General features: G+C 58.0%; 19 protein-coding genes. 6 read left to right on the plus strand and 13 right to left on the minus strand.

Annotation, left to right across the window (positions count from 1 at the left end):
- Positions 1-62: 62 nt before the first annotated feature.
- The 4 genes from rpoH to ftsY form a co-directional block, all read right to left on the minus strand.
- Positions 63-917 (minus strand): RNA polymerase sigma factor RpoH, encoded by an 855-nt coding sequence (gene rpoH / locus ACLGE8_RS04815; protein WP_064541362.1) that lies wholly within the window; start codon positions 915-917, stop codon positions 63-65.
- A gap of 257 nt (positions 918-1,174) precedes the next feature.
- The gene (ftsX, locus tag ACLGE8_RS04820) at positions 1,175-2,233 is read right to left on the minus strand and encodes a permease-like cell division protein FtsX (RefSeq protein WP_410996849.1); all 1,059 of its coding nucleotides are present in this window, start codon (positions 2,231-2,233) and stop codon (positions 1,175-1,177) included.
- Entirely contained in the window at positions 2,226-2,894 is a 669-nt protein-coding gene (ftsE, locus tag ACLGE8_RS04825) for a cell division ATP-binding protein FtsE (protein WP_410996851.1), read from the minus strand. Before ftsE ends, ftsX begins: the two co-directional genes overlap by 8 nt.
- Before the next feature lie 2 nt (positions 2,895-2,896).
- Entirely contained in the window at positions 2,897-4,477 is a 1,581-nt protein-coding gene (gene ftsY / locus ACLGE8_RS04830; protein WP_410996853.1) for a signal recognition particle-docking protein FtsY, read from the minus strand.
- A 178-nt stretch (positions 4,478-4,655) separates the two neighbouring features.
- On the opposite strand from ftsY, the gene rsmD reads away from it, so the two are divergent.
- Positions 4,656-5,252 carry a 16S rRNA (guanine(966)-N(2))-methyltransferase gene (gene rsmD / locus ACLGE8_RS04835; protein ID WP_410996855.1) on the plus strand — a complete coding sequence of 199 codons (597 nt, stop codon included), beginning with the start codon at positions 4,656-4,658 and terminating at the stop codon, positions 5,250-5,252.
- On the plus strand, positions 5,242-5,520 hold the full coding sequence (locus ACLGE8_RS04840; protein ID WP_410996857.1) for a DUF1145 family protein: 279 nt from the start codon (positions 5,242-5,244) through the stop codon (positions 5,518-5,520). Before rsmD ends, ACLGE8_RS04840 begins: the two co-directional genes overlap by 11 nt.
- A 35-nt stretch (positions 5,521-5,555) precedes the next feature.
- Here the strand turns inward: ACLGE8_RS04840 and ACLGE8_RS04845 are convergent, their stop codons facing one another.
- Positions 5,556-5,915 carry a DUF2500 domain-containing protein gene (locus ACLGE8_RS04845; RefSeq protein ID WP_410996859.1) on the minus strand — a complete coding sequence of 120 codons (360 nt, stop codon included), beginning with the start codon at positions 5,913-5,915 and terminating at the stop codon, positions 5,556-5,558.
- 140 nt (positions 5,916-6,055) lie between these two features.
- Here ACLGE8_RS04845 and ACLGE8_RS04850 point away from each other — a divergent pair, with 140 nt between their 5' ends.
- Positions 6,056-6,682 (plus strand): lysoplasmalogenase, encoded by a 627-nt coding sequence (locus ACLGE8_RS04850; RefSeq protein WP_410996861.1) that lies wholly within the window; start codon positions 6,056-6,058, stop codon positions 6,680-6,682.
- A gap of 78 nt (positions 6,683-6,760) precedes the next feature.
- Positions 6,761-8,971 (plus strand): Zn(II)/Cd(II)/Pb(II) translocating P-type ATPase ZntA, encoded by a 2,211-nt coding sequence (gene zntA / locus ACLGE8_RS04855; RefSeq protein ID WP_410996863.1) that lies wholly within the window; start codon positions 6,761-6,763, stop codon positions 8,969-8,971.
- A 236-nt stretch (positions 8,972-9,207) separates the two neighbouring features.
- Here zntA and tusA read toward each other — a convergent pair whose 3' ends face one another.
- Positions 9,208-9,453 (minus strand): sulfurtransferase TusA, encoded by a 246-nt coding sequence (tusA, locus tag ACLGE8_RS04860; RefSeq protein ID WP_333495536.1) that lies wholly within the window; start codon positions 9,451-9,453, stop codon positions 9,208-9,210.
- 182 nt (positions 9,454-9,635) lie between these two features.
- Between tusA and ACLGE8_RS04865 the strand changes: the two genes are divergently transcribed.
- Together ACLGE8_RS04865 and ACLGE8_RS04870 are read left to right on the plus strand one after the other, a co-directional pair.
- Positions 9,636-10,301: a 7-cyano-7-deazaguanine/7-aminomethyl-7-deazaguanine transporter gene (locus tag ACLGE8_RS04865; protein ID WP_123650899.1), complete on the plus strand. Its 666-nt coding sequence runs from the start codon at positions 9,636-9,638 to the stop codon at positions 10,299-10,301.
- Positions 10,302-10,373: 72 nt separating this feature from the next.
- Positions 10,374-10,931: a DcrB family lipoprotein gene (locus ACLGE8_RS04870; RefSeq protein ID WP_185667372.1), complete on the plus strand. Its 558-nt coding sequence runs from the start codon at positions 10,374-10,376 to the stop codon at positions 10,929-10,931.
- A 33-nt stretch (positions 10,932-10,964) separates the two neighbouring features.
- Here the strand turns inward: ACLGE8_RS04870 and ACLGE8_RS04875 are convergent, their stop codons facing one another.
- From ACLGE8_RS04875 to arnC, 7 genes are all read right to left on the minus strand, one after another.
- Positions 10,965-12,155 (minus strand): MFS transporter, encoded by a 1,191-nt coding sequence (locus tag ACLGE8_RS04875; protein ID WP_410996866.1) that lies wholly within the window; start codon positions 12,153-12,155, stop codon positions 10,965-10,967.
- A 181-nt stretch (positions 12,156-12,336) separates the two neighbouring features.
- Positions 12,337-12,726: a 4-amino-4-deoxy-L-arabinose-phosphoundecaprenol flippase subunit ArnF gene (arnF, locus tag ACLGE8_RS04880; RefSeq protein WP_410996868.1), complete on the minus strand. Its 390-nt coding sequence runs from the start codon at positions 12,724-12,726 to the stop codon at positions 12,337-12,339.
- Positions 12,726-13,064, minus strand: a complete 339-nt coding sequence (gene arnE, locus ACLGE8_RS04885) for a 4-amino-4-deoxy-L-arabinose-phosphoundecaprenol flippase subunit ArnE (RefSeq protein WP_410996870.1) — start codon at positions 13,062-13,064, stop codon at positions 12,726-12,728. The genes arnF and arnE overlap by 1 nt, the downstream gene beginning before the upstream one ends.
- Entirely contained in the window at positions 13,061-14,716 is a 1,656-nt protein-coding gene (gene arnT / locus ACLGE8_RS04890; RefSeq protein ID WP_410996872.1) for a lipid IV(A) 4-amino-4-deoxy-L-arabinosyltransferase, read from the minus strand. Before arnT ends, arnE begins: the two co-directional genes overlap by 4 nt.
- Positions 14,713-15,615 carry a 4-deoxy-4-formamido-L-arabinose-phosphoundecaprenol deformylase gene (arnD, locus tag ACLGE8_RS04895; RefSeq protein WP_333495531.1) on the minus strand — a complete coding sequence of 301 codons (903 nt, stop codon included), beginning with the start codon at positions 15,613-15,615 and terminating at the stop codon, positions 14,713-14,715. Before arnD ends, arnT begins: the two co-directional genes overlap by 4 nt.
- Positions 15,612-17,597 carry a bifunctional UDP-4-amino-4-deoxy-L-arabinose formyltransferase/UDP-glucuronic acid oxidase ArnA gene (gene arnA / locus ACLGE8_RS04900; protein ID WP_410996874.1) on the minus strand — a complete coding sequence of 662 codons (1,986 nt, stop codon included), beginning with the start codon at positions 17,595-17,597 and terminating at the stop codon, positions 15,612-15,614. Before arnA ends, arnD begins: the two co-directional genes overlap by 4 nt.
- Positions 17,597-18,577: an undecaprenyl-phosphate 4-deoxy-4-formamido-L-arabinose transferase gene (gene arnC, locus ACLGE8_RS04905; RefSeq protein ID WP_185667379.1), complete on the minus strand. Its 981-nt coding sequence runs from the start codon at positions 18,575-18,577 to the stop codon at positions 17,597-17,599. The genes arnA and arnC overlap by 1 nt, the downstream gene beginning before the upstream one ends.
- Position 18,578 lies beyond the last annotated feature (1 nt).

An 18,578-nucleotide genomic window follows, 5' to 3' on the forward strand; every position in this document is an offset into this window, starting at 1 on the left:
GAAAAACAAAACCCCCGGATGGGCATCCAGGGGTTATCGGGGTCACGCGTTAACTGACGTTATCAGGCTTCGATAGCCGCACGCAGTTTTTTCATCGCGTTCTTTTCAAGCTGACGTACACGTTCGGCGGATACGCCGTAACGGTCGGCCAGTTCCTGCAGCGTGGACTTGTTGTCTTCGTCCAGCCAGCGGGCGCGAATGATGTCCTGGCTACGTTCGTCCAGGCCCTGCATTGCGTCGGTCAGCTTATTCGCTGCCTGCTCTTCCCAGTTATCGTCTTCGATGCCGTCGGCAAAGTTGGACGATTTATCCTGCAGATAGAGCACCGGAGCAACCGAGTGGCTTTCAGACTCGTCGTCTGAGGACATATCAAACGCCATGTCCTGCGCCGCCATACGGGATTCCATCTCGCGAACGTCTTTGCTGGAAACGCCCAGTTCACGGGCAACCATTTCCACTTCATCCTGATTGAACCAGCCCAGACGCTGCTTGGTTTTACGCAGGTTGAAGAACAGCTTACGCTGCGCTTTGGTGGTCGCGACTTTAACGATACGCCAGTTACGCAGTACGTATTCGTGAATTTCCGCTTTGATCCAATGCACCGCAAAGGAGACCAGACGTACGCCCACTTCTGGGTTAAAACGACGTACGGCTTTCATCAGGCCGATATTGCCTTCCTGAATCAAGTCCGCCTGCGGCAGGCCATAGCCCGAGTAATTACGAGCAATATGAACAACAAAGCGCAGGTGAGACAGGATCAGCGTTTTAGCTGCTTCCAGATCGCCCTGGTAATGCAGCCGTTCAGCAAGCGCCTTTTCTTCATCAGCCGTCAACATCGGCCATGCGTTCGCAGCCCGGATATAAGATTCCAGGTTACCAACAGGGGCTAACGCTAAATTTTGCATTTCTTTGGTCATTCAAATCCTCTCAATTCACTTCATACTGGCGGCGGCTTGTCCCCGAAGGCAACAAACATGCCAGGCTCTATGAGCAACGAGAATATCATCCGCTCTTTTATCAGACAGTGAGTTTATCCACAAGTTCAATGCAACAGTGTGAATAAATTACGCACAAAATGTGACACGCGATAGGCCGCGAGGGCAGAAAGATGGGGTTTAAAACGCATCCCCTGCGGACGGAAGTCGTCGCAGGGGAAGAGTATAACAGAACTTTTTTAATCGGGAGTAAAGTGGCGTAAATGTTGTACCGTGGCAAGCCAGGCTGCCACCCAACCGATCATCGAGCTCACCAGCAGCAACAGCAGACACTCGTCAAACGACAGGCCGCTCAGCTCAAACTGGGTACCGAAGACACGCGCCACTTCGGTGACCGCCGACGACAGTCGCATCACCAAAATTTCCGACAGAATCAGCGACAGGAATGCGCCGGAGAAGCCCAGCAGCGCACCGCCGTAAAGGAACGGGCGCAGGATAAACCCGTCCGTTGCCCCAATCAGCTTCTGCACGTTGATAGTGTCGCGGCGCGCAAAGATGCTCAGACGCACGCTGTTACCGATGACGAGGAACACCGCCGCCACCATCAGCACGCCGATCATCGCCGACACGCGGCCCACCAGCCCGGTAATGGAAGCCAGACGAGCAAACCAGCTGTCATCCATGCGCACTTCGTTGACGCCCTGAATCTGCGCCACGCGGTCACGCAGCGTGTTCAGCGCATCGGTGGTCTGGAAGTCGATTTTCGGGATAACGACCGCCACCGCAGGCAGCGGGTTCTCTTCCAGCATATCCAGCGCGCCGCCAAAGCCAGACCAGTTGCGGAATTCACCCAGCGCTTCGTCGCGGGAGAGGTAGTTCACCTTGTCCACGCCCTGCTCGGCCTGCAGTTGCCCCACCACTTTCGCCGCCGCATCATCATCCAGCGTTTTCTCCAGATAGACGGTGATCTGCGGAGATGGGTAGTACTGAGAAGCCGCCGTGTTGACGTTCTTATAGACCATGTAACAGACGCTTGGCAGCGTCAGGGAGATGGCTATCACCATCACCGTCAGGAAGGTCGCCAGCGGTTTGCTTTTCAGATCCTGCAGCGCGCCCTGCCAGGCATAGCGCACTTGCTCGTTGAACACGTTGGTTTTACGCGAGTTCGGTTTTGGTGCCGGTTTGTTGCGCTTCGGCGCATTGCGCCCGCCGTCACCTGATGAGGAGACCGATTTACGCAAGCGGTCGAGTCGCCCGCCGAACTGGCGGATTTGGTTGATAGCGTCGCGCTTATTCACCTGTCAGGCCTCCATGCAAATGACCGTCGCTCAGCGTCAGCATGCGGTAAGAACGGCTGGAGATAAGCCCAATGTCGTGCGTCGCCATCAGCACCGTTACCCCAACGCGGTTAAACTCTTCGAACAGTCGCAAAATGCCTTCCGACAGCGCGTTGTCCAGGTTACCCGTCGGTTCATCTGCCAGCAGTACCGCAGGCTTATTCACCACCGCACGGGCAATGCCCACGCGCTGCTGTTCACCGCCAGAGAGCTGGATCGGGAAGTTTCTCGCTTTATCAAGCAGGCCGACTTTGTCCAACGCCGCCGAGACGCGACGACGAATATCGTCGGCGCTGGCACCCGCGATGATCAGCGGGATCGCCACGTTATCAAACACGGTTCTGTCCATCAGCAGATGGTGATCCTGGAAAATCATGCCGATCTGGCGACGTAAGAACGGCACCTCACGACTCTTCAGGCGGCTGATGTCATGCCCGCCGAAGTAAATTTTCCCTGCACTCGGCCGCTCGATCCCACAGATAAGCTTCAGCAGGGTACTTTTACCCGCGCCGGAGTGACCGGTCAGAAATGCCATCTCGCCTGGCTGCATATGGAATGTGACTCCCTGCAGCGCTTGTCTCCCGCCGAGATAGGCTTTGCTGACGTGTTCAAAGCGAATCATGATTAATCCTCTCGGGCAAAAAGTGCCTCAATAAAATCGCCCGCTTTAAACGGACGTAAGTCCTCAATACGTTCACCGACGCCGATATAGCGAATCGGAATGCCGAACTGATCCGCCACGGAGAATATCACCCCACCCTTGGCGGTACCGTCGAGTTTAGTCAACGTGATGCCGGTCAGACCAACGGCCTCGTGGAACAGTTTGGCCTGGCTGATGGCGTTCTGCCCGGTGCTGGCGTCGATGGTCAGCATGACTTCATGCGGCGCGTCGACGTCGAGCTTTTTCATCACGCGAACAATTTTCTTCAGCTCCTCCATCAGGTGCGATTTATTCTGCAAGCGCCCTGCGGTATCAGCAATCAGTACATCAACGTTACGCGCTTTCGCCGCCTGGATGGCATCGAAAATGACCGAGGCGGAATCCGCGCCGGTGTGCTGCGCGATAACCGGAATATTGTTGCGCTGGCCCCAGACCTGCAGCTGCTCAACCGCCGCGGCACGGAAGGTATCGCCCGCCGCCAGCATCACCGTTTTGCCCTGCTGCTCAAACTGACGCGCCAGCTTGCCGATGGTAGTGGTTTTACCCACGCCGTTCACGCCGACCATCAAAATAACGAACGGTATTTTGCCTTCAATATTAAGCGGTTCATCCACTTTTGCGAGGATTTCACCCATTTCATCTTTCAACAAACCGTACAGCGCTTCAGCATCGCGCAGCTGTTTACGGCTGGCGGTTTCGGTCAGGCTATTGATGATCTTACGGGTGGTTTCCACGCCAACGTCGGCAATCAGCAGCTGCTCTTCCAGCTCTTCAAACAGATCGTCGTCGATTTTCTTGCCGCGGAATAGACTGATAAATCCGGAACCGAGGTTTTCTTTGGTTTTTAACAGGCTACGTTTCAGGCGCGCAAAGAAACCTTCTTTGGTTGGTTTTTCCTGCTCCTGCTGCGCGTCGTCCGCCGATTCTTCAACGGCCGCTTCTTCTTCCACCGCTTCGTTTTCCGACTCGACGGCAAGCGCCTGCGCTTCCAGTTCTTCGTCGGTTAGCTCGTCAACGGCCTCTGGTTCACTCTCTTCAACCACTTCCGGCTGTATTTCAGCTACCGGCTCAGCGACTTCAACCACTTCCGGCTGTACTTCAGCTACCGGCTCAACGGTTTCAACCGCTTCTGGCTGTGCTTCAACAACCGGTTCAACGGCTTCAACCACTTCTGGCTGTGCTTCAATAACCGGCTCAACGGCTTCAACCACTTCTGGCTGTGCTTCGGCAACCGGTTCAACGGCTTCGACGACTTCTGGCTGAATTTCTTCAACCGCTTCGGTCTGTGTGATTTCGCGTTCAGCAACCTGTTCAGTAACTTCAACCACTTCCTCGGCAAACGCTTCGCTTTCCGCGAGGGTATGTGGTTCAGCGGTTTCTTCAGCAGGTGCCAGCGCTTCTTCGACTACCTTTTCAGGCTCAACAGACGGCATTTCCGCTACCGGCTGCTCTTCAATTTTCTCTTCTGATTCAACTACCTGTTCCTGTTCTTTCTGCCCAAAGCCCAGCCAGGAAAAAAAGCCACGTTTTTTTTCTTTTGCCATTTGCAACCACTCTCCCCGCTGTTTTTGATGGCGCCACTTCGCCATAATCGACGCGAAGGCTAAAATAATGATGAAATTAGTCGGTTAGTCTACCACTTAACTTCCCTGGCTTCACCGCTTTCACCCGGCAGGGCAGGAAGCTAGAATAGCAGGCCGAAAGAGCGACCAGAGCAAGCAAATGAAAAAACCAACTTCCGGCGGCATGGGCCAGATCCGCATTATTGGCGGGCAGTGGCGCGGCCGTAAACTCCCCGTTCCTGATAGCCCAGGCCTCAGGCCCACCACCGATCGCGTGCGTGAGACCCTATTCAACTGGCTGGCACCCTCAATGGTAGATGCCCGCTGCCTGGACTGCTTCGCCGGAAGCGGGGCGTTAGGGCTGGAAGCGCTCTCCCGCTATGCCGCCAGCGCAACGCTGCTGGAGATGGAGCGTTCGGTAGCCCAACAGCTGCAAAAGAACCTCGCCACGCTGAACGCCGCGCAGGGCAAAGTGGTGAATACGAACACTCTCGCATTCCTCGCTCAGAGCGGCACGCCGCATGATATTATTTTTGTCGATCCGCCATTCCGTAAAGGACTACTGGAAGAGACATTAAACTTACTGGAAACCAACGGTTGGCTGGCCGATAACGCACAGATCTACGTCGAAAGCGAAGTCGAAAACGGCCTGCCGCCAGTGCCTGTAAGCTGGGATCTGTATCGGGAAAAAATCGCCGGTCAGGTTGCCTATCGTCTCTATCATCGTGAAGTGCAGGGAGAAAGTGATGCTGATTAATCTTGGACGCGCGCTGATGCTGTGCGTATGGGCGTTTCTGTTGCTGAACCTGGTTCACCCGTTCCCCCGCCCGCTGAATATCTTCGTTAACGTCGCGCTGATCTTTATGGTGCTGATGCACGGGATGCAGATGGCGCTGCTGCAGTCGACAATGCCGAAAGATGGCCCGCAGATGAGTCGCGGCGAGAAAGTGCGAATCTTCCTGTTCGGCGTGTTTGAACTGCTGGTGTGGCAGAAAAAAATTGGCGCGAGCTTGAAGAAGAAGTAAAGATTTCCCGGCCTGGCTCACCGCCAGGCCCTATTTTACGGTTCAGCCTTAAAGTCGACAAAGCGCGAGCCTTTATAACTCAGCGTCCCCTTGTCCCCCACCGTCAGCTGATGATACTGCTCGGCCTCGACGCGGAAACTCACCTCCAGCCCGCCCTGTTCCGGCTTAAAGCTGACGTCATAACGCATGTCGCTACCGGCTGGCGCCACCGTCTGCTGACGCGAACGGCGATCGTTCAGCACCTTTTCGCGCTTGTTCGTCACCACCACCCGCTTTTGCATCAGCGGGGCGGCATCGTTATCCATTTTTTCCCGACGCTGCTGGACGAAGCGGAACGACGCGGCCACGACGATAATGGCGACAACGACGATGAAGAAAAGCGGCATCTTGCTCATTTCAGGTTCTCTTAAGAATTTACGCAAATCATAGTAAACGGCGCAGTCTGCCATTGTCATCTGGCGGCTGCGGCTACTACACTGGACATTCAAGACTGGCAGTACAGTACCCATTAAGATAACAGATACAGGGACTTATTATGCTTTGGTCGTTTATCGCAGTATTCTTCTCAGGCTGGCTCTACGTGGATGCCGCCTACCGTGGGCCCGCCTGGCAGCGCTGGGCGTTCAAACCTATCACCTTAATTTTGCTCCTGTTTCTCGCCTGGCAGGCGCCGATGTTTAACGCCATCAGCTACCTGGTACTAGCGGGCCTGTGCGCCTCGTTGGTCGGCGATGCCCTCACGCTGCTGCCGCGCCAGCGCATGCTGTATGCCGTCGGCGCGTTTTTCCTGTCACATCTGCTGTATACCATCTGGTTTGCTGGACAGCTGACCTTCACCTTCTTCTGGCCGCTGCCGGTGGTGCTGCTGGTAATTGGCGTAATCTGGCTGGCGGTTATCTGGACGCGGCTTGAAGAGATGCGTCTGCCGGTGCTGGCCTTTATCGCGATGACGCTGATGATGGTCTGGGTCGCGGGCGAACTGTGGTTTATGCGCCCAACGGATACCGCGCTCTCCGGCTTCTTCGGCGCAGGTTTACTACTGCTGGGTAACATTATCTGGCTGGTGAGTAAATATCGCTGCCGCTTCCGCGCGGATACGGCGATTTACGCCGCCTGCTACTTTGCCGGGCACTTCTTTATCGTTCGCGCGCTTTACCTGTAATTTCCTGCTTGACTCTGGAGTCGACTCCAGAGTGTATGCTGCGCTTAATGAAGCAACGATCATTAATCGGAGGATACGATGTCGACTCCAGAGACTCGTCACAATAAAGCCCCCCAATTTTCATCCTTTAAGCTCGCGCCTGCGCCACAGTCGCAGGACGACTGCTCCTGCGAAAGCCAATGCGCAACGGCTGAACCTATGGTAGAGCCAACGCTGGACGCCCGTTACAGCTGGGTCGTCAACGGCATGGACTGCGCCGCCTGCGCCCGTAAAGTCGAAACGGCGGTAAGCCAGGTCGCTGGCGTGAAGCAGGTTAAAGTGCTGTTCGCCACCGAAAAGCTGCTGGTTGATGCCGATGACGACATCCGCGCTCAGGTGGAGAAAGCGGTGAGCGCCGCAGGCTATTCGCTGCGTAGCGACAGCGAACCAAAGGCGGAAGAGAACACCCCGCGCTGGCGGGAGAACCTGCCACTTATCGCGCTTGCCGTGATGATGGCCATTAGCTGGGGGCTGGAGCAGTTCAACCATCCGCTGGGTAACCTGGCGTTTATCGCCACCACGCTGGTCGGCCTTTACCCTATCGCTCGCCAGGCGCTGCGCCTGATGAAAAGCGGCAGTTGGTTCGCCATTGAAACACTAATGAGCGTCGCGGCCATCGGTGCGCTGTTTATCGGTGCGACGGCGGAAGCGGCGATGGTGCTGCTGCTGTTCTTAATCGGTGAAAGGCTGGAAGGCTGGGCCGCAAACCGCGCGCGCCAGGGCGTGAGCGCGCTGATGGCGCTGAAGCCAGACACCGCCGTGCGCGTGCGTGACGGCCAGCGTGAAACCGTGGCGCAGAAGGATCTCCAGCCGGGCGACGTCATTGAAGTGGTCGCCGGTGGGCGCTTGCCTGCCGACGGGAAGCTCATCACCCCGTTCGCCAGCTTTGATGAGAGCGCGTTAACCGGCGAGTCCATTCCGGTGGAACGCAGCGCGGGCGAGAGCGTCCCGGCAGGGGCCACCAGCGCCGACCGCCTGGTACAGCTGAGCGTTATTTCAAAACCTGGCGACAGCGCCATCGACCGTATTCTGCGTCTGATTGAAGAGGCCGAGGAACGTCGCGCGCCTATCGAGCGCTTTATCGACCGTTTCAGCCGCATCTATACCCCGGCGATTATGGCCGTCGCGCTGCTGGTGACGCTGGTGCCGCCGCTGCTGTTTGCCGCTTCATGGGAGGAGTGGATCTACAAAGGGCTGACGCTGCTGCTGATTGGCTGCCCGTGTGCGCTGGTTATCTCGACTCCAGCAGCCATTACCTCAGGCCTTGCCACCGCTGCGCGTCACGGCGCGCTGATTAAAGGCGGTGCGGCGCTGGAGCAGTTGGGTCGCATCACCCAGATAGCCTTTGATAAAACCGGCACCCTGACGCTCGGCAAACCGCAGGTGACAACGATTATCCCAACCGCCGAACTGAGCGAAGAAAATCTGCTAGCGCTGGCTGCTGCGGTGGAACAGGGTTCTACCCACCCGCTGGCGCAGGCCGTGGTGCGCGAGGCGCAGCAGCGTGAGCTGACCATTCCACAGGCTGTTGAGCAGCGTACGCTCGTCGGTTCCGGTATTGAAGCCAACGTCGATGGGCTGCGCATTGTTATCTGCGCGGCGGGCAAGTTCCCGACGCCGGATCATCAGGCTGAGATCCAACGGCTGGAAAGCCAGGGCAACACCGTGGTGCTCGTCACTCGAGACGATACCCTGCTGGGAATTGTCGCGCTGCGAGACACCGTGCGCCAGGAGGCGCGTCAGGCGGTCGATGGCCTGCGTGAATTAGGCATTCAGGGCATCATTCTGACCGGGGATAACCCACGTGCCGCCGCCGCCATTGCCGATGAGTTAGGGATGGCCTATCGCGCGAACCTGCTGCCTGCCGATAAGGTCAGTGAAGTGACGGCGCTGAACGCTCAGGGGCCGCTGGCGATGGTGGGTGATGGGATCAACGACGCTCCGGCGATGAAAGCGGCGGCGATGGGCATCGCGATGGGCAGCGGTACCGACGTGGCGCTGGAAACCGCCGATGCGGCGCTGACGCATAACCGCCTGACCGGGCTGGTGCAGATGATTCGCCTGGCTCGCGCCACCCACGCTAACGTTCGACAAAACATCGCCATTGCGCTGGGGCTGAAAGGGATTTTCCTTATCACCACGCTGCTCGGCATGACCGGATTGTGGTTGGCGGTGCTGGCAGATACCGGTGCGACGGTGCTGGTGACGCTGAACGCGCTGCGGTTACTTCGCGGGAAGTTTAGCGCGTAATGGGGTTGGTTCGGTGCCTTTCCCCGGCGGCGCTGCGCTTGGCCGGGCTACGGGACATGTAGTCCGGGCGAGGCGTGTACGCCGACCCCAGGTTGGCTCGGTGCACTCCCGGCGGCGCTACGCTTGGCCGGGCTACGGGACATATAGCCCGGGCGAGGCGTTTACGCCGACCCCGGGTTGGTTCGGTGCATTCCCGGCGGAGCTGCGCTTGGCCGGGCTACAGGGTGTGGTGTCGATTAATGGCTCTTACGCAGCAAATACTGATACGGCACTGACTCGGTCTGCTGAGCAATCAGCTCATGTTCCATAAAGCGGCAAAAGCCAGGGATATCACGCGTGGTGGCGGGATCGTCGGCAATAATCAGCAGCGTTTCCCCCACCGGCATCGTCCGCACGGTTTTACGCACCATCATTACCGGTTCCGGGCAGCGCAGCCCTTGCGCGTCTAAGGTGTGGTCGGGGCTGGAAAACAAATCGGTCATGAGCATCTCATCGTCAGAAAAAACGCGCTTAGTTTACGCTGACCCAGCCTCAACGCAACCAGGTTAACGATTGCGCGAAAAACAACCATTGCAATGAAACAGGAAAGCAGTATCATTCCGCCCCTGCAATGGGTTTGCAGACTTATTGGGTTCCCTCACCCCAACCACTAAAAAGGTACAATATGACTCCCTTTACCTCCTTACAGCGCCGTCATGCGCTGGTTTGGCTATCGCTATTTCACCTGCTGGTGATCACCTCCAGTAACTATCTGGTGCAGCTGCCGGTCTCTATTTTCGGCTTCCACACCACCTGGGGCGCGTTTAGCTTTCCGTTTATTTTCCTCGCAACCGACCTGACCGTGCGGATCTTTGGCGCACCGCTGGCTCGCCGTATCGTTTTCGCGGTGATGGCCCCGGCGCTGATGATCTCCTACGTGATTTCGTCGCTGTTCTATATGGGCGAATGGCAGGGCTTCGGTGCGCTGGCGCACTTTAACCTGTTCGTGGCCCGTATCGCCGCCGCCAGCTTTATGGCCTATGCCCTGGGGCAGATCCTTGACGTGCACGTGTTCAACCGCCTGCGTCAAAGCCGCCACTGGTGGCTTGCACCGACGGCCTCCACGCTGTTCGGCAACATCAGCGATACCCTGGCATTCTTCTTTATCGCCTTCTGGCGCAGCACCGACCCGTTTATGGCGACGCACTGGGTAGAAATTGCCCTCGTGGACTACTGCTTTAAAGTGCTGATCAGCATTGTTTTCTTCCTGCCGATGTACGGCGTGCTGCTGAATATGCTATTGAAAAGGCTGGCAGATAAATCTGATTTGTCAGCAATGCAGCCTGGTTAAGGGTTCATTACACGGGTTGTGATAAGATACGCAGATGAGCCGTTATGGCTATTTATCGAAAGGAAGATGTCAATGCGCAAATTGGTGAAATATGCTGGTATTGGCCTGCTGGTAATGGGCCTTGCGGCCTGTGACAACAGCGACACCAGCACCCCTGCACAAGGTTCTGCAGCCGCAAGCGATGCCGCAGGTCAGGCAATCAATCTGTTAGACGGTAAGCTGAACTTTACGCTGCCGGCCGGGATGACCGACCAGAGCGGTAAGCTGGGCACCCAGAGCAACAACATGCACGTCTACTCTGACGCCACCGGCATGAAAGCGGTCATCGTCATCGTTGGCGACGACACCACCGAAGATTTAGCGGTGTTGGCAAAACGTCTTGAAGATCAGCAGCGCAGCCGCGACCCGCAGCTGCAGGTGGTGACCAATAAATCTATCGACGTGAAGGGCCACACGCTGCAGCAGCTCGACAGCATCATCTCTGCTAAAGGGCAGACCGCGTACTCTTCCGTCGTACTGGGTAAAATCGATGGCAAGCTGCTGACCATGCAGATCACGCTGCCAGCGGACAACCAGCAGCAGGCGCAGTCTGACGCTGAGAAAATCATCAATACGCTGGTCATCAACTAAGTTTGGCTGACCGATAAACGGCCTCTCGCGTGCTTACGCCAGAGGCCGTTTTTTTAGCCGCCACCCCAGCAGCAGCGCTACCGCCACCAGCCCCGCGGCGGCAATGTAAATCGTCGAAATGCCCATCCACGCCATCATCAATCCTGCCAGCGGCCCGGTAATACCCAGCGATAGATCCATAAACACGGTATAGGTTGCCAGCGCAGAGCCCTGATTCTGCTGCGGCACGGCTTTCACCGCCACCACGCCCAGCGCCGGGAACACCAGCGAGAACCCCGCCCCTGCGAAGAAGGTGCCGATTTTCGCCATCGTCGGCGTATCAGCCACACCCACCAGCAGCAGGCCGACAATCTCCACCGAGAAGCAGATCATCGCCACGTTCAGCCCACCCAGGCGGTTGATACCGTTCGGGAATAGCAGACGCGTCCCTACGAATGCGCAGCTAAACAGCGTGAGCGCGAACGCCGCGCCGTCCCAGCCTTTCGCGTCATAAAACAGGGTAATGAAGGTGGCGATCACCCCAAAGCCCGCGGAGGCCAGTGCCAGCGCCATTCCGTAAGGCCAGACGCGCCCTAGCACCGCGCGAAAAGACATCGGCTTGCCCTTTTTGGCTTTCACTTCCGCACGCGGCAGCGCGCACAGAATGGCGACGGCGGCCACGGCCATAATCGCCAATGCCAGCCCCTCCAGCCCAACGTAGCGGTAACACACCACACCGAGCGGCGCACCCATCGCCATCGCGCCGTAAGTGACAATCCCGTTCCATGAGATGACCCGGCCAATATGCGGCGAACCCACGACGCCCACGCCCCAGAGCGTAGATCCGGTACCGGCAAAGCTTTGGCCGATGCCGAGGATCACGCGTCCCAGGCACAACAGCACCAGACTGAGCAGCGGCCAGTCGCTGCCCGTTGCCGCCAGCAGATAGCTCAACCCGCTAAGAAAGCAGCCGCACAGCCCCATCACCACAATCCGTTTTGGCCCCAGCAGGTCGGCATAGCGCCCGGCGTGCGGGCGACTAAGCAGGGTGGCGAAGTATTGCAGGCTTATCACCAGCCCCGCCCAGAAGGCGCTGAACCCCATCACGTCGTGGACATAGCCGGGCAGCACCGCCAATGGCAGGCCAATGGTGAGGTAACTGGCGAAGTTAAAGATAACGATGGAGACAATACGCAGGTTGAGGCGCAGGCCGCTAAGCGATTCCTCGGCGTCAGCTGCTGGCATAGATAATCCCTTATAGATGCGACAAAAAAGGCATTATTGCACATTTTGTAGCCCGGAGGCGGCTCGGCGCTATTCCCGGCGGCGCTGCGCTTGGCCGGGCTACAGATTGTAGGCCTGATAAGCGAAGCGCCATCAGGCGGAACGGCGCAGATTGCCGGATGGCGGCGTTGCCTTATCCGGCCTACGGGGTATGGGGAGGTTTATTTGGCCAGAAGATGGTGATAACGCCCGAGATAATGACTACTACGCCCAGCAGACCACGCCAGGAGAAGGGTTCGTGCCAGCCCGGCAGCCAGATGGCGGCGCACCACACCACCATATAGCTCAGGCTAAGCAGCGCATAGGCTTTTGCCAACGGCAGGCGCTTAAGGGCGAAGAACCAGCAGGCCATCGACGCGACGTAGCCGCACAGGCCGAGGAAAAGCGCCAGCGTGCCGTCGCCGAAATGCAGCAGGTGCAACAGGAACGCCAGCGGCTGCTCCGCCGGTGGCAGCGTGGTCATCGCCACCCGCAGCGTCAGCTGGGCGGCGCTTACCAGCCCAACGCTCATTAATGCCCAGATAAGCCCCATCAGGCGCTGCTCCCTAGCAACATAATGCCGACAATAATCAGCCCTACGCCCGCCCAGTGACGACGACTGACCGGCTCATGCCAGATAGTGCGCGCCGCCAGCGTCACCCAGACAAAGTTCAGGCTCAGCATCGGGTAGGCCACGCTAACCGGGATTTGCTGCAACACCAGCAGCCACAACAGCATCCCCAGCCCAAGCATCGCCAGCGCGAGCCCAAGCCAGGTCAGCAGATGGCGCCCACGCTGCCCGGCGGGTGCCGGGCGCGTAGCCTGTTTCTGGCATAGCTGCCCGACACAGCTCAAAAAGCTGGCGAGCAGCAGGCAGGCCCAGGTGATCATTGCGGACGGTACTGAATAAACGCGGTACGACCCATCACATACACCTCATCCGGTTTTGGCAACGGCAAATCCACCACTCTGGTATTGCGCTGCAGCTGCAGTACCAGAGAGATTGGCCCCTCCTGACGATGCGCTTCCAGCCACTGCGGGAAATCTTCGCTGGAGATAAAGCGCCCTTTAGCATCCGGATAGGAAAGACCGTATTTCAGCTCGCCCGTCTGTGAATACAGGATGACGTCGCTGCGGTTCAGTTCCCAGGCAAGCCCTGCGGCGATACCGACGTTATTGCTCAGCACGTAGCGGCTCGGCGTCAGCGACTCGCTCACAATATCCACCAGGAACTGCGGCTGTTTACTGTCGGTCACGCGGTCAGGAATCGCAAAGCCCACCAGCAGCGCTAACCCCATCGGGCAGAGCGCCGCCAGCGTCCAGCGCGGCGTAGTCGACTTGATAGACAACCAGCCCATCAGCGCCCAGACAAAGAACGCCACCGCCGCCAGCACGCACTTATACAGCTCAATCTGCATCCACACCGGGTGCTTCATCGGCCCCCACGGCGACACGACAACCACCGCCACCAAACCAACCACGCCGAAGGCGATGTTGATGATGCCGTTAATCCGCAGCGCTTTCGCGCCCACTTTTGCCGCATCCACCGCATAGCGCGCCATCAGCATCGCCAGCGGCCCAAAGCACGGCAGAATATAGGTCGGCAGCTTGCCTTTTGCGATGCTGAAAAACAGGAACGGCATCACTATCCAACCCAGCAGATAGAATGCGCTGCCCTGCCCTTGACGATCGCGCCAGCCAAGCTTCAACGCGCCCGGCAGCAGCGCCAGCCACGGCAGACTCCCGGCAATCAGGAACGGCAGATAGTACCAGAACGGCGCTTTATGCTGAGCATCGCTCTGCGCAAAACGCTGAATATGTTCGACCCAGAAGAAGTAGCGCCAGAAATCGCCTTCACGCTGCGCAATCGCCAGCCCCCACGGCAGCACGGTAAGCACGCACACCAGCACCGACAGCCAGCCCCAGATAAGGACTTCCCGCCAGCGTTTCTGGGCGATAACCCACGGCAGCACGCCGATAACCGGCACCGCTAGCGCCAGGAACCCTTTGGTCATCACCCCCATGCCGCAGGCGATACCAAGCAGCACGTAGCCCCAGAAGCGTTCACCGGTGGTTTTCGCCGACGCCGCCAGCCAGAAGCTGAACATCGCCAGCGTCATCCACAGGGTGATCATCGGGTCGAGTACCGCATAGGTGCCGATACCGTAGACCAGGAAAGCCGTCAGGAAGATAACGCCGGAGAATATCGCCACTTTCTTGTCGCGCCAGATACGCCAGGCAAGCCAGGCCACCAGCAGCGCAGACACGGTGATAGAGAACACCGAGCCAAAGCGCACGCCAAAGTTGTTATGCCCAAACAGCCACTGACCAATGCTGTTGATCCAGTAGCCCGCAATCGGCTTTTCAAAATAACGCAGGCCGAGGAAATGCGGCACAACCCAATCGCCGGTGGCCAGCATTTCACGGCTGATCTCGGCGTAGCGGGTTTCATCCGGCTGCCACAGCAACCGGAAGTTGAGGGGCAGAAGGTAGTAAAGAACGAACAATGCAACTAACGAAATACCGTAGCGAAGGGATTTCATACATCGGGGCTCAAGAGTTGTTGGCAACCAAGCCAGCCTTCACGGCCAGCCAATTCTCCCCGTACCACCTTTCCAACCGGGAGCTGACGGAAGTCATCCGGAAGAAGCTGGCTCAGCGGGCAAAACAGAATTTCCTGTTGCGCCGCCAGGGTCAGCAGATAATCGAACTGTTCGGCGCACACACCGCCTTCAACCTCTGCATGAATGGTATAAACCGGCGTACCGGTATCTTTGCGGATCTGCTCCAGCAGCCAGCGGTTATAGCCTTCAGCGCTGACCACGGTGCCGACGGCTTCATCCCAGGTTGGCAAGGTAACGGGGATCTGCACGGTAGCCGTCTCCCCATTAGCCAGCTGTGGAAGAAACGGCTGCGTGCCACGACAGTCGCTGTTGTAGTGAAAATCAAACGACTCTTTGGCCTTCACCACGCGCTGATCCGCGCGCCAGCCCGCCACCGCAGAGCAGGAGACCGGACGGCCGAGAATAGACTCCAGCTCACGCAAGCCGCGCCCAATCTCTTCCACCAGCTGCTGCTCTTTCCATACGCCGCTCCACTGCTGCCAGCGGTGATGATCCCAGGCATGTAGCCCGACTTCATGCACCTGCGCAACGCTACGGATAATCTCCGCGTTCGCCGCACCGATACGTCGTCCAGGCCAGGCCGTGCCGGCGAGGAGAATATCCCAGCCATACAGCGATGCCGCGCGCGAGCGCAGCATCTTCCACAAGAACTTCGGTTTTACCAGGCGCCACAGGTGGCGCCCCATGTTATCCGGCCCGACGCTGAAGAAAAAACTGGCCTGTACGCGGTGCTTTTTGAGCACCGCCATCAGCCGTGGTACGCCCTCGCGAGTACCGCGAAAGGTGTCCACATCAACGCGCAAACCTACTTTTTTCATGATGATTTTTCATCCGTCAGTTCAACCGTGCGCAGGAAGAAGTCCAGCGTCTCTTCAACGGTCTGCTGCATTTCTACCGTCGGATGCCAGTCAAGGCAACGTTTGGCGTTACGGATGCTCGGCTTACGGTGTTCTACATCCTGATAGCCTTTACCATAGTAGTCGCTGCTTTCCACTTCACGGAAGCCAGCAAACGGCGGGAAGCGGTCGCGCAGCGGGTGACGTTCGAAGCAGTCGAGCAGCATTTCCGCCAGCTCTTTGATGCTCGCTTCGTTGTCCGGGTTACCGATGTTGATGATCTGCCCATCGCAGCGGCCATCTTTGTTTTCGATAATGCGGAACAGCGCTTCGATACCGTCGCTGATATCGGTGAAGCAGCGTTTCTGCTTGCCGCCTTCGATCAGTTTGATCGGCGACCCTTCCACCAGGTTAAGAATCAGCTGGGTGATCGCGCGCGAGCTGCCGATACGCGCGGCGTTCAGGTTGTCCAGACGTGGGCCCATCCAGTTAAACGGACGGAACAGGGTAAATTTGAGGCCGGTTTTGTCGCCGTAGGCCCAAATCACGCGGTCCAGCAGCTGTTTGGAAACCGAGTAGATCCAGCGCTGTTTGCTGATTGGCCCCACCACCAGGTTGGAGGTGTCTTCGTCGAAGTTTGCGTCGGTGCACATGCCGTACACTTCGGAAGTCGACGGGAAGATGATGCGCTTGTTGTACTTCACGCAGTCACGAATAATCTTCAGGTTCTCTTCGAAGTCCAGCTCGAACACGCGCAGCGGGTTACGGGTGTATTCGATAGGGGTCGCAATCGCCACCAGCGGCAGCACCACGTCGCATTTCTTAATGTGGTATTCGATCCACTCGGAGTGGATGCTGATGTCGCCTTCCACAAAGTGGAAACGCGGGCAGTCGAGGAAGCGGCTGATGGCGTCAGAGCCAATATCCAGGCCGTAAATCTCGTAGTTGTCGTCCTCAAGCAGGCGCTCAGTCAGGTGGTTACCGATAAAGCCGTTCACGCCCAGAATCAGCACGCGGGTACGACGCTTCACCGCCACAAACGGACGGCTGGAGAGCAGCGCACCGGCTACCAGGCCCATTGCTGGCGCCAGCTGAGTGCCCTGCATGTAAACGCCGTTAGCGCTCTGACCGGTAACGATTTCCAGCGCGCCTTCACCGCAGGCAACCACCAGCGGAGCCACGGACAGCACGGTACCCGGCATCGCGGCGGCCATATCGGTACGCACGCGGGATTTCCAGACGATAAATTTATTGGTGCCGACATAGCCAAACGCGCCCGGCCACGGATCGCTCACCGCACGCACCAGGTTGTGCAGTTCCTGCGCCGGTTTTTCCCAGGTCAGACGACCGTCATCCGGGGTACGACGACCCACGTAGGTTGCCTGAGTCTCGTCCTGCGCACGTTCCTGCGTCTGGCCGCTGCGAATTTTTGGCAGCGCGTCGCCCAGCAGCGTCTGGGAAGCCGCGCACAGCTTACGGTGCAGCGACAGCGCTACGTCAGAATCGGCAATAGCGACGGTCTGCTGCGCCACAATGTCGCCCGCATCAGCACGGTGGGTCATGCGGTGCAGGGTCACGCCGGTCTCTTTCTCACCGTTGACCAGCACCCAGTTCAGCGGCGCGCGGCCACGGTATTTAGGCAGCAGCGAGCCGTGCAGGTTGAAGGCGCCTTTTGGTGCCAGATTGAGGATTTCGTCGCTCAACAGGTTGCGATAGTAGAAGGAGAAAATCACGTCCGGCGCCATCGCACGAATACGGTCAACCCACAGCGGGTGGTTCACATCTTCCGGCGCATAGACGGTAATGCCCTGCTCGGCTGCCAAACGGGCAACGGAGCCAAAGAAGTTGTTTTCACCGGCGTTATCCGGGTGAGTGAAGATCGCCTCAATGTCGTATCCGGCGTCCAGCAGTGCCTGAATACCGGTGCAACCCATGTCGTGATAGGCAAATACAACAGCTTTCATTAACGATTTTCCTCTTCAGATTCCAGATTTTCCTGGCGAACAACACGTTGAATAAAGTAACGAGGACGGGCGCGCACGTCGTTGTAGATGCGGCCGATATACTCCCCGAGCAGGCCCATGCCGATAAACTGAGCCCCGATAAACATGAACAGAATGGCGAACAGCATGAACACGCCGTCCCCCGCCCATTCCGGGCCCAGCGCCAGGCGCAGCACCACTAACAGAATGGAGAAGGCAAATCCGAGCACGGCGATGACGCTGCCGACCACGCTCAGAAGACGCAGCGGCGTGGTGGTTAAACAGGTCACCAGGTCGTACATCAGGTTGATCAGGCGCATAAAGCTGTATTTCGAGTCACCGAACTCGCGCTCGGCGTGCATCACCGGGATCTCCACGGCGCGGCGAGCAAAGGTATTCGCCAGAATCGGGATAAAGGTGCTGCGTTCGTGGCAGTTGAGCATCGCGTCGATGATGTGGCGGCGATAGGCGCGCAGCATGCAGCCGTAGTCGCCCATCGCTTTACCGGTGGTCCGTTGGATCAGACGGTTAATCATCTTCGAGGCGGTTTTACGGAAGATGCTGTCCTGACGATTCTGGCGCACGGTGCCGACCACGTCATAGCCTTCGTCCGCTTTTTCGACCAGCCGCGGGATCTCCTCCGGCGGGTTTTGCAGGTCAGCATCAAGAGTAATGATCAGGTCGCCGGTAACGTGGCTAAAGCCCGCCATGATCGCCGAGTGTTGACCGTAGTTACGGTTCAGCAGCACCGCCACGATGTGGCTTTCCGGGGCTTCTGCCGCTTCAACCAGCATGCGTGCGGAGTCGTCGCTGCTGCCGTCATCAACCAGCAGAATTTCATAGTCACGATTCAGGGTCGCGCAGGCCGCGTCGGTACGGCGGATTAACTCCGGCAGGCTATCCTGCTCGTTGTAAACCGGGATCACGACGGAGACTTTCTTAACTAATGGGTACTCAAACATA

The organism is Kluyvera sp. 142486 (assembly GCF_046569695.1).
In the GTDB taxonomy this organism is placed as follows: Bacteria; Pseudomonadota; Gammaproteobacteria; order Enterobacterales; family Enterobacteriaceae; genus Kluyvera.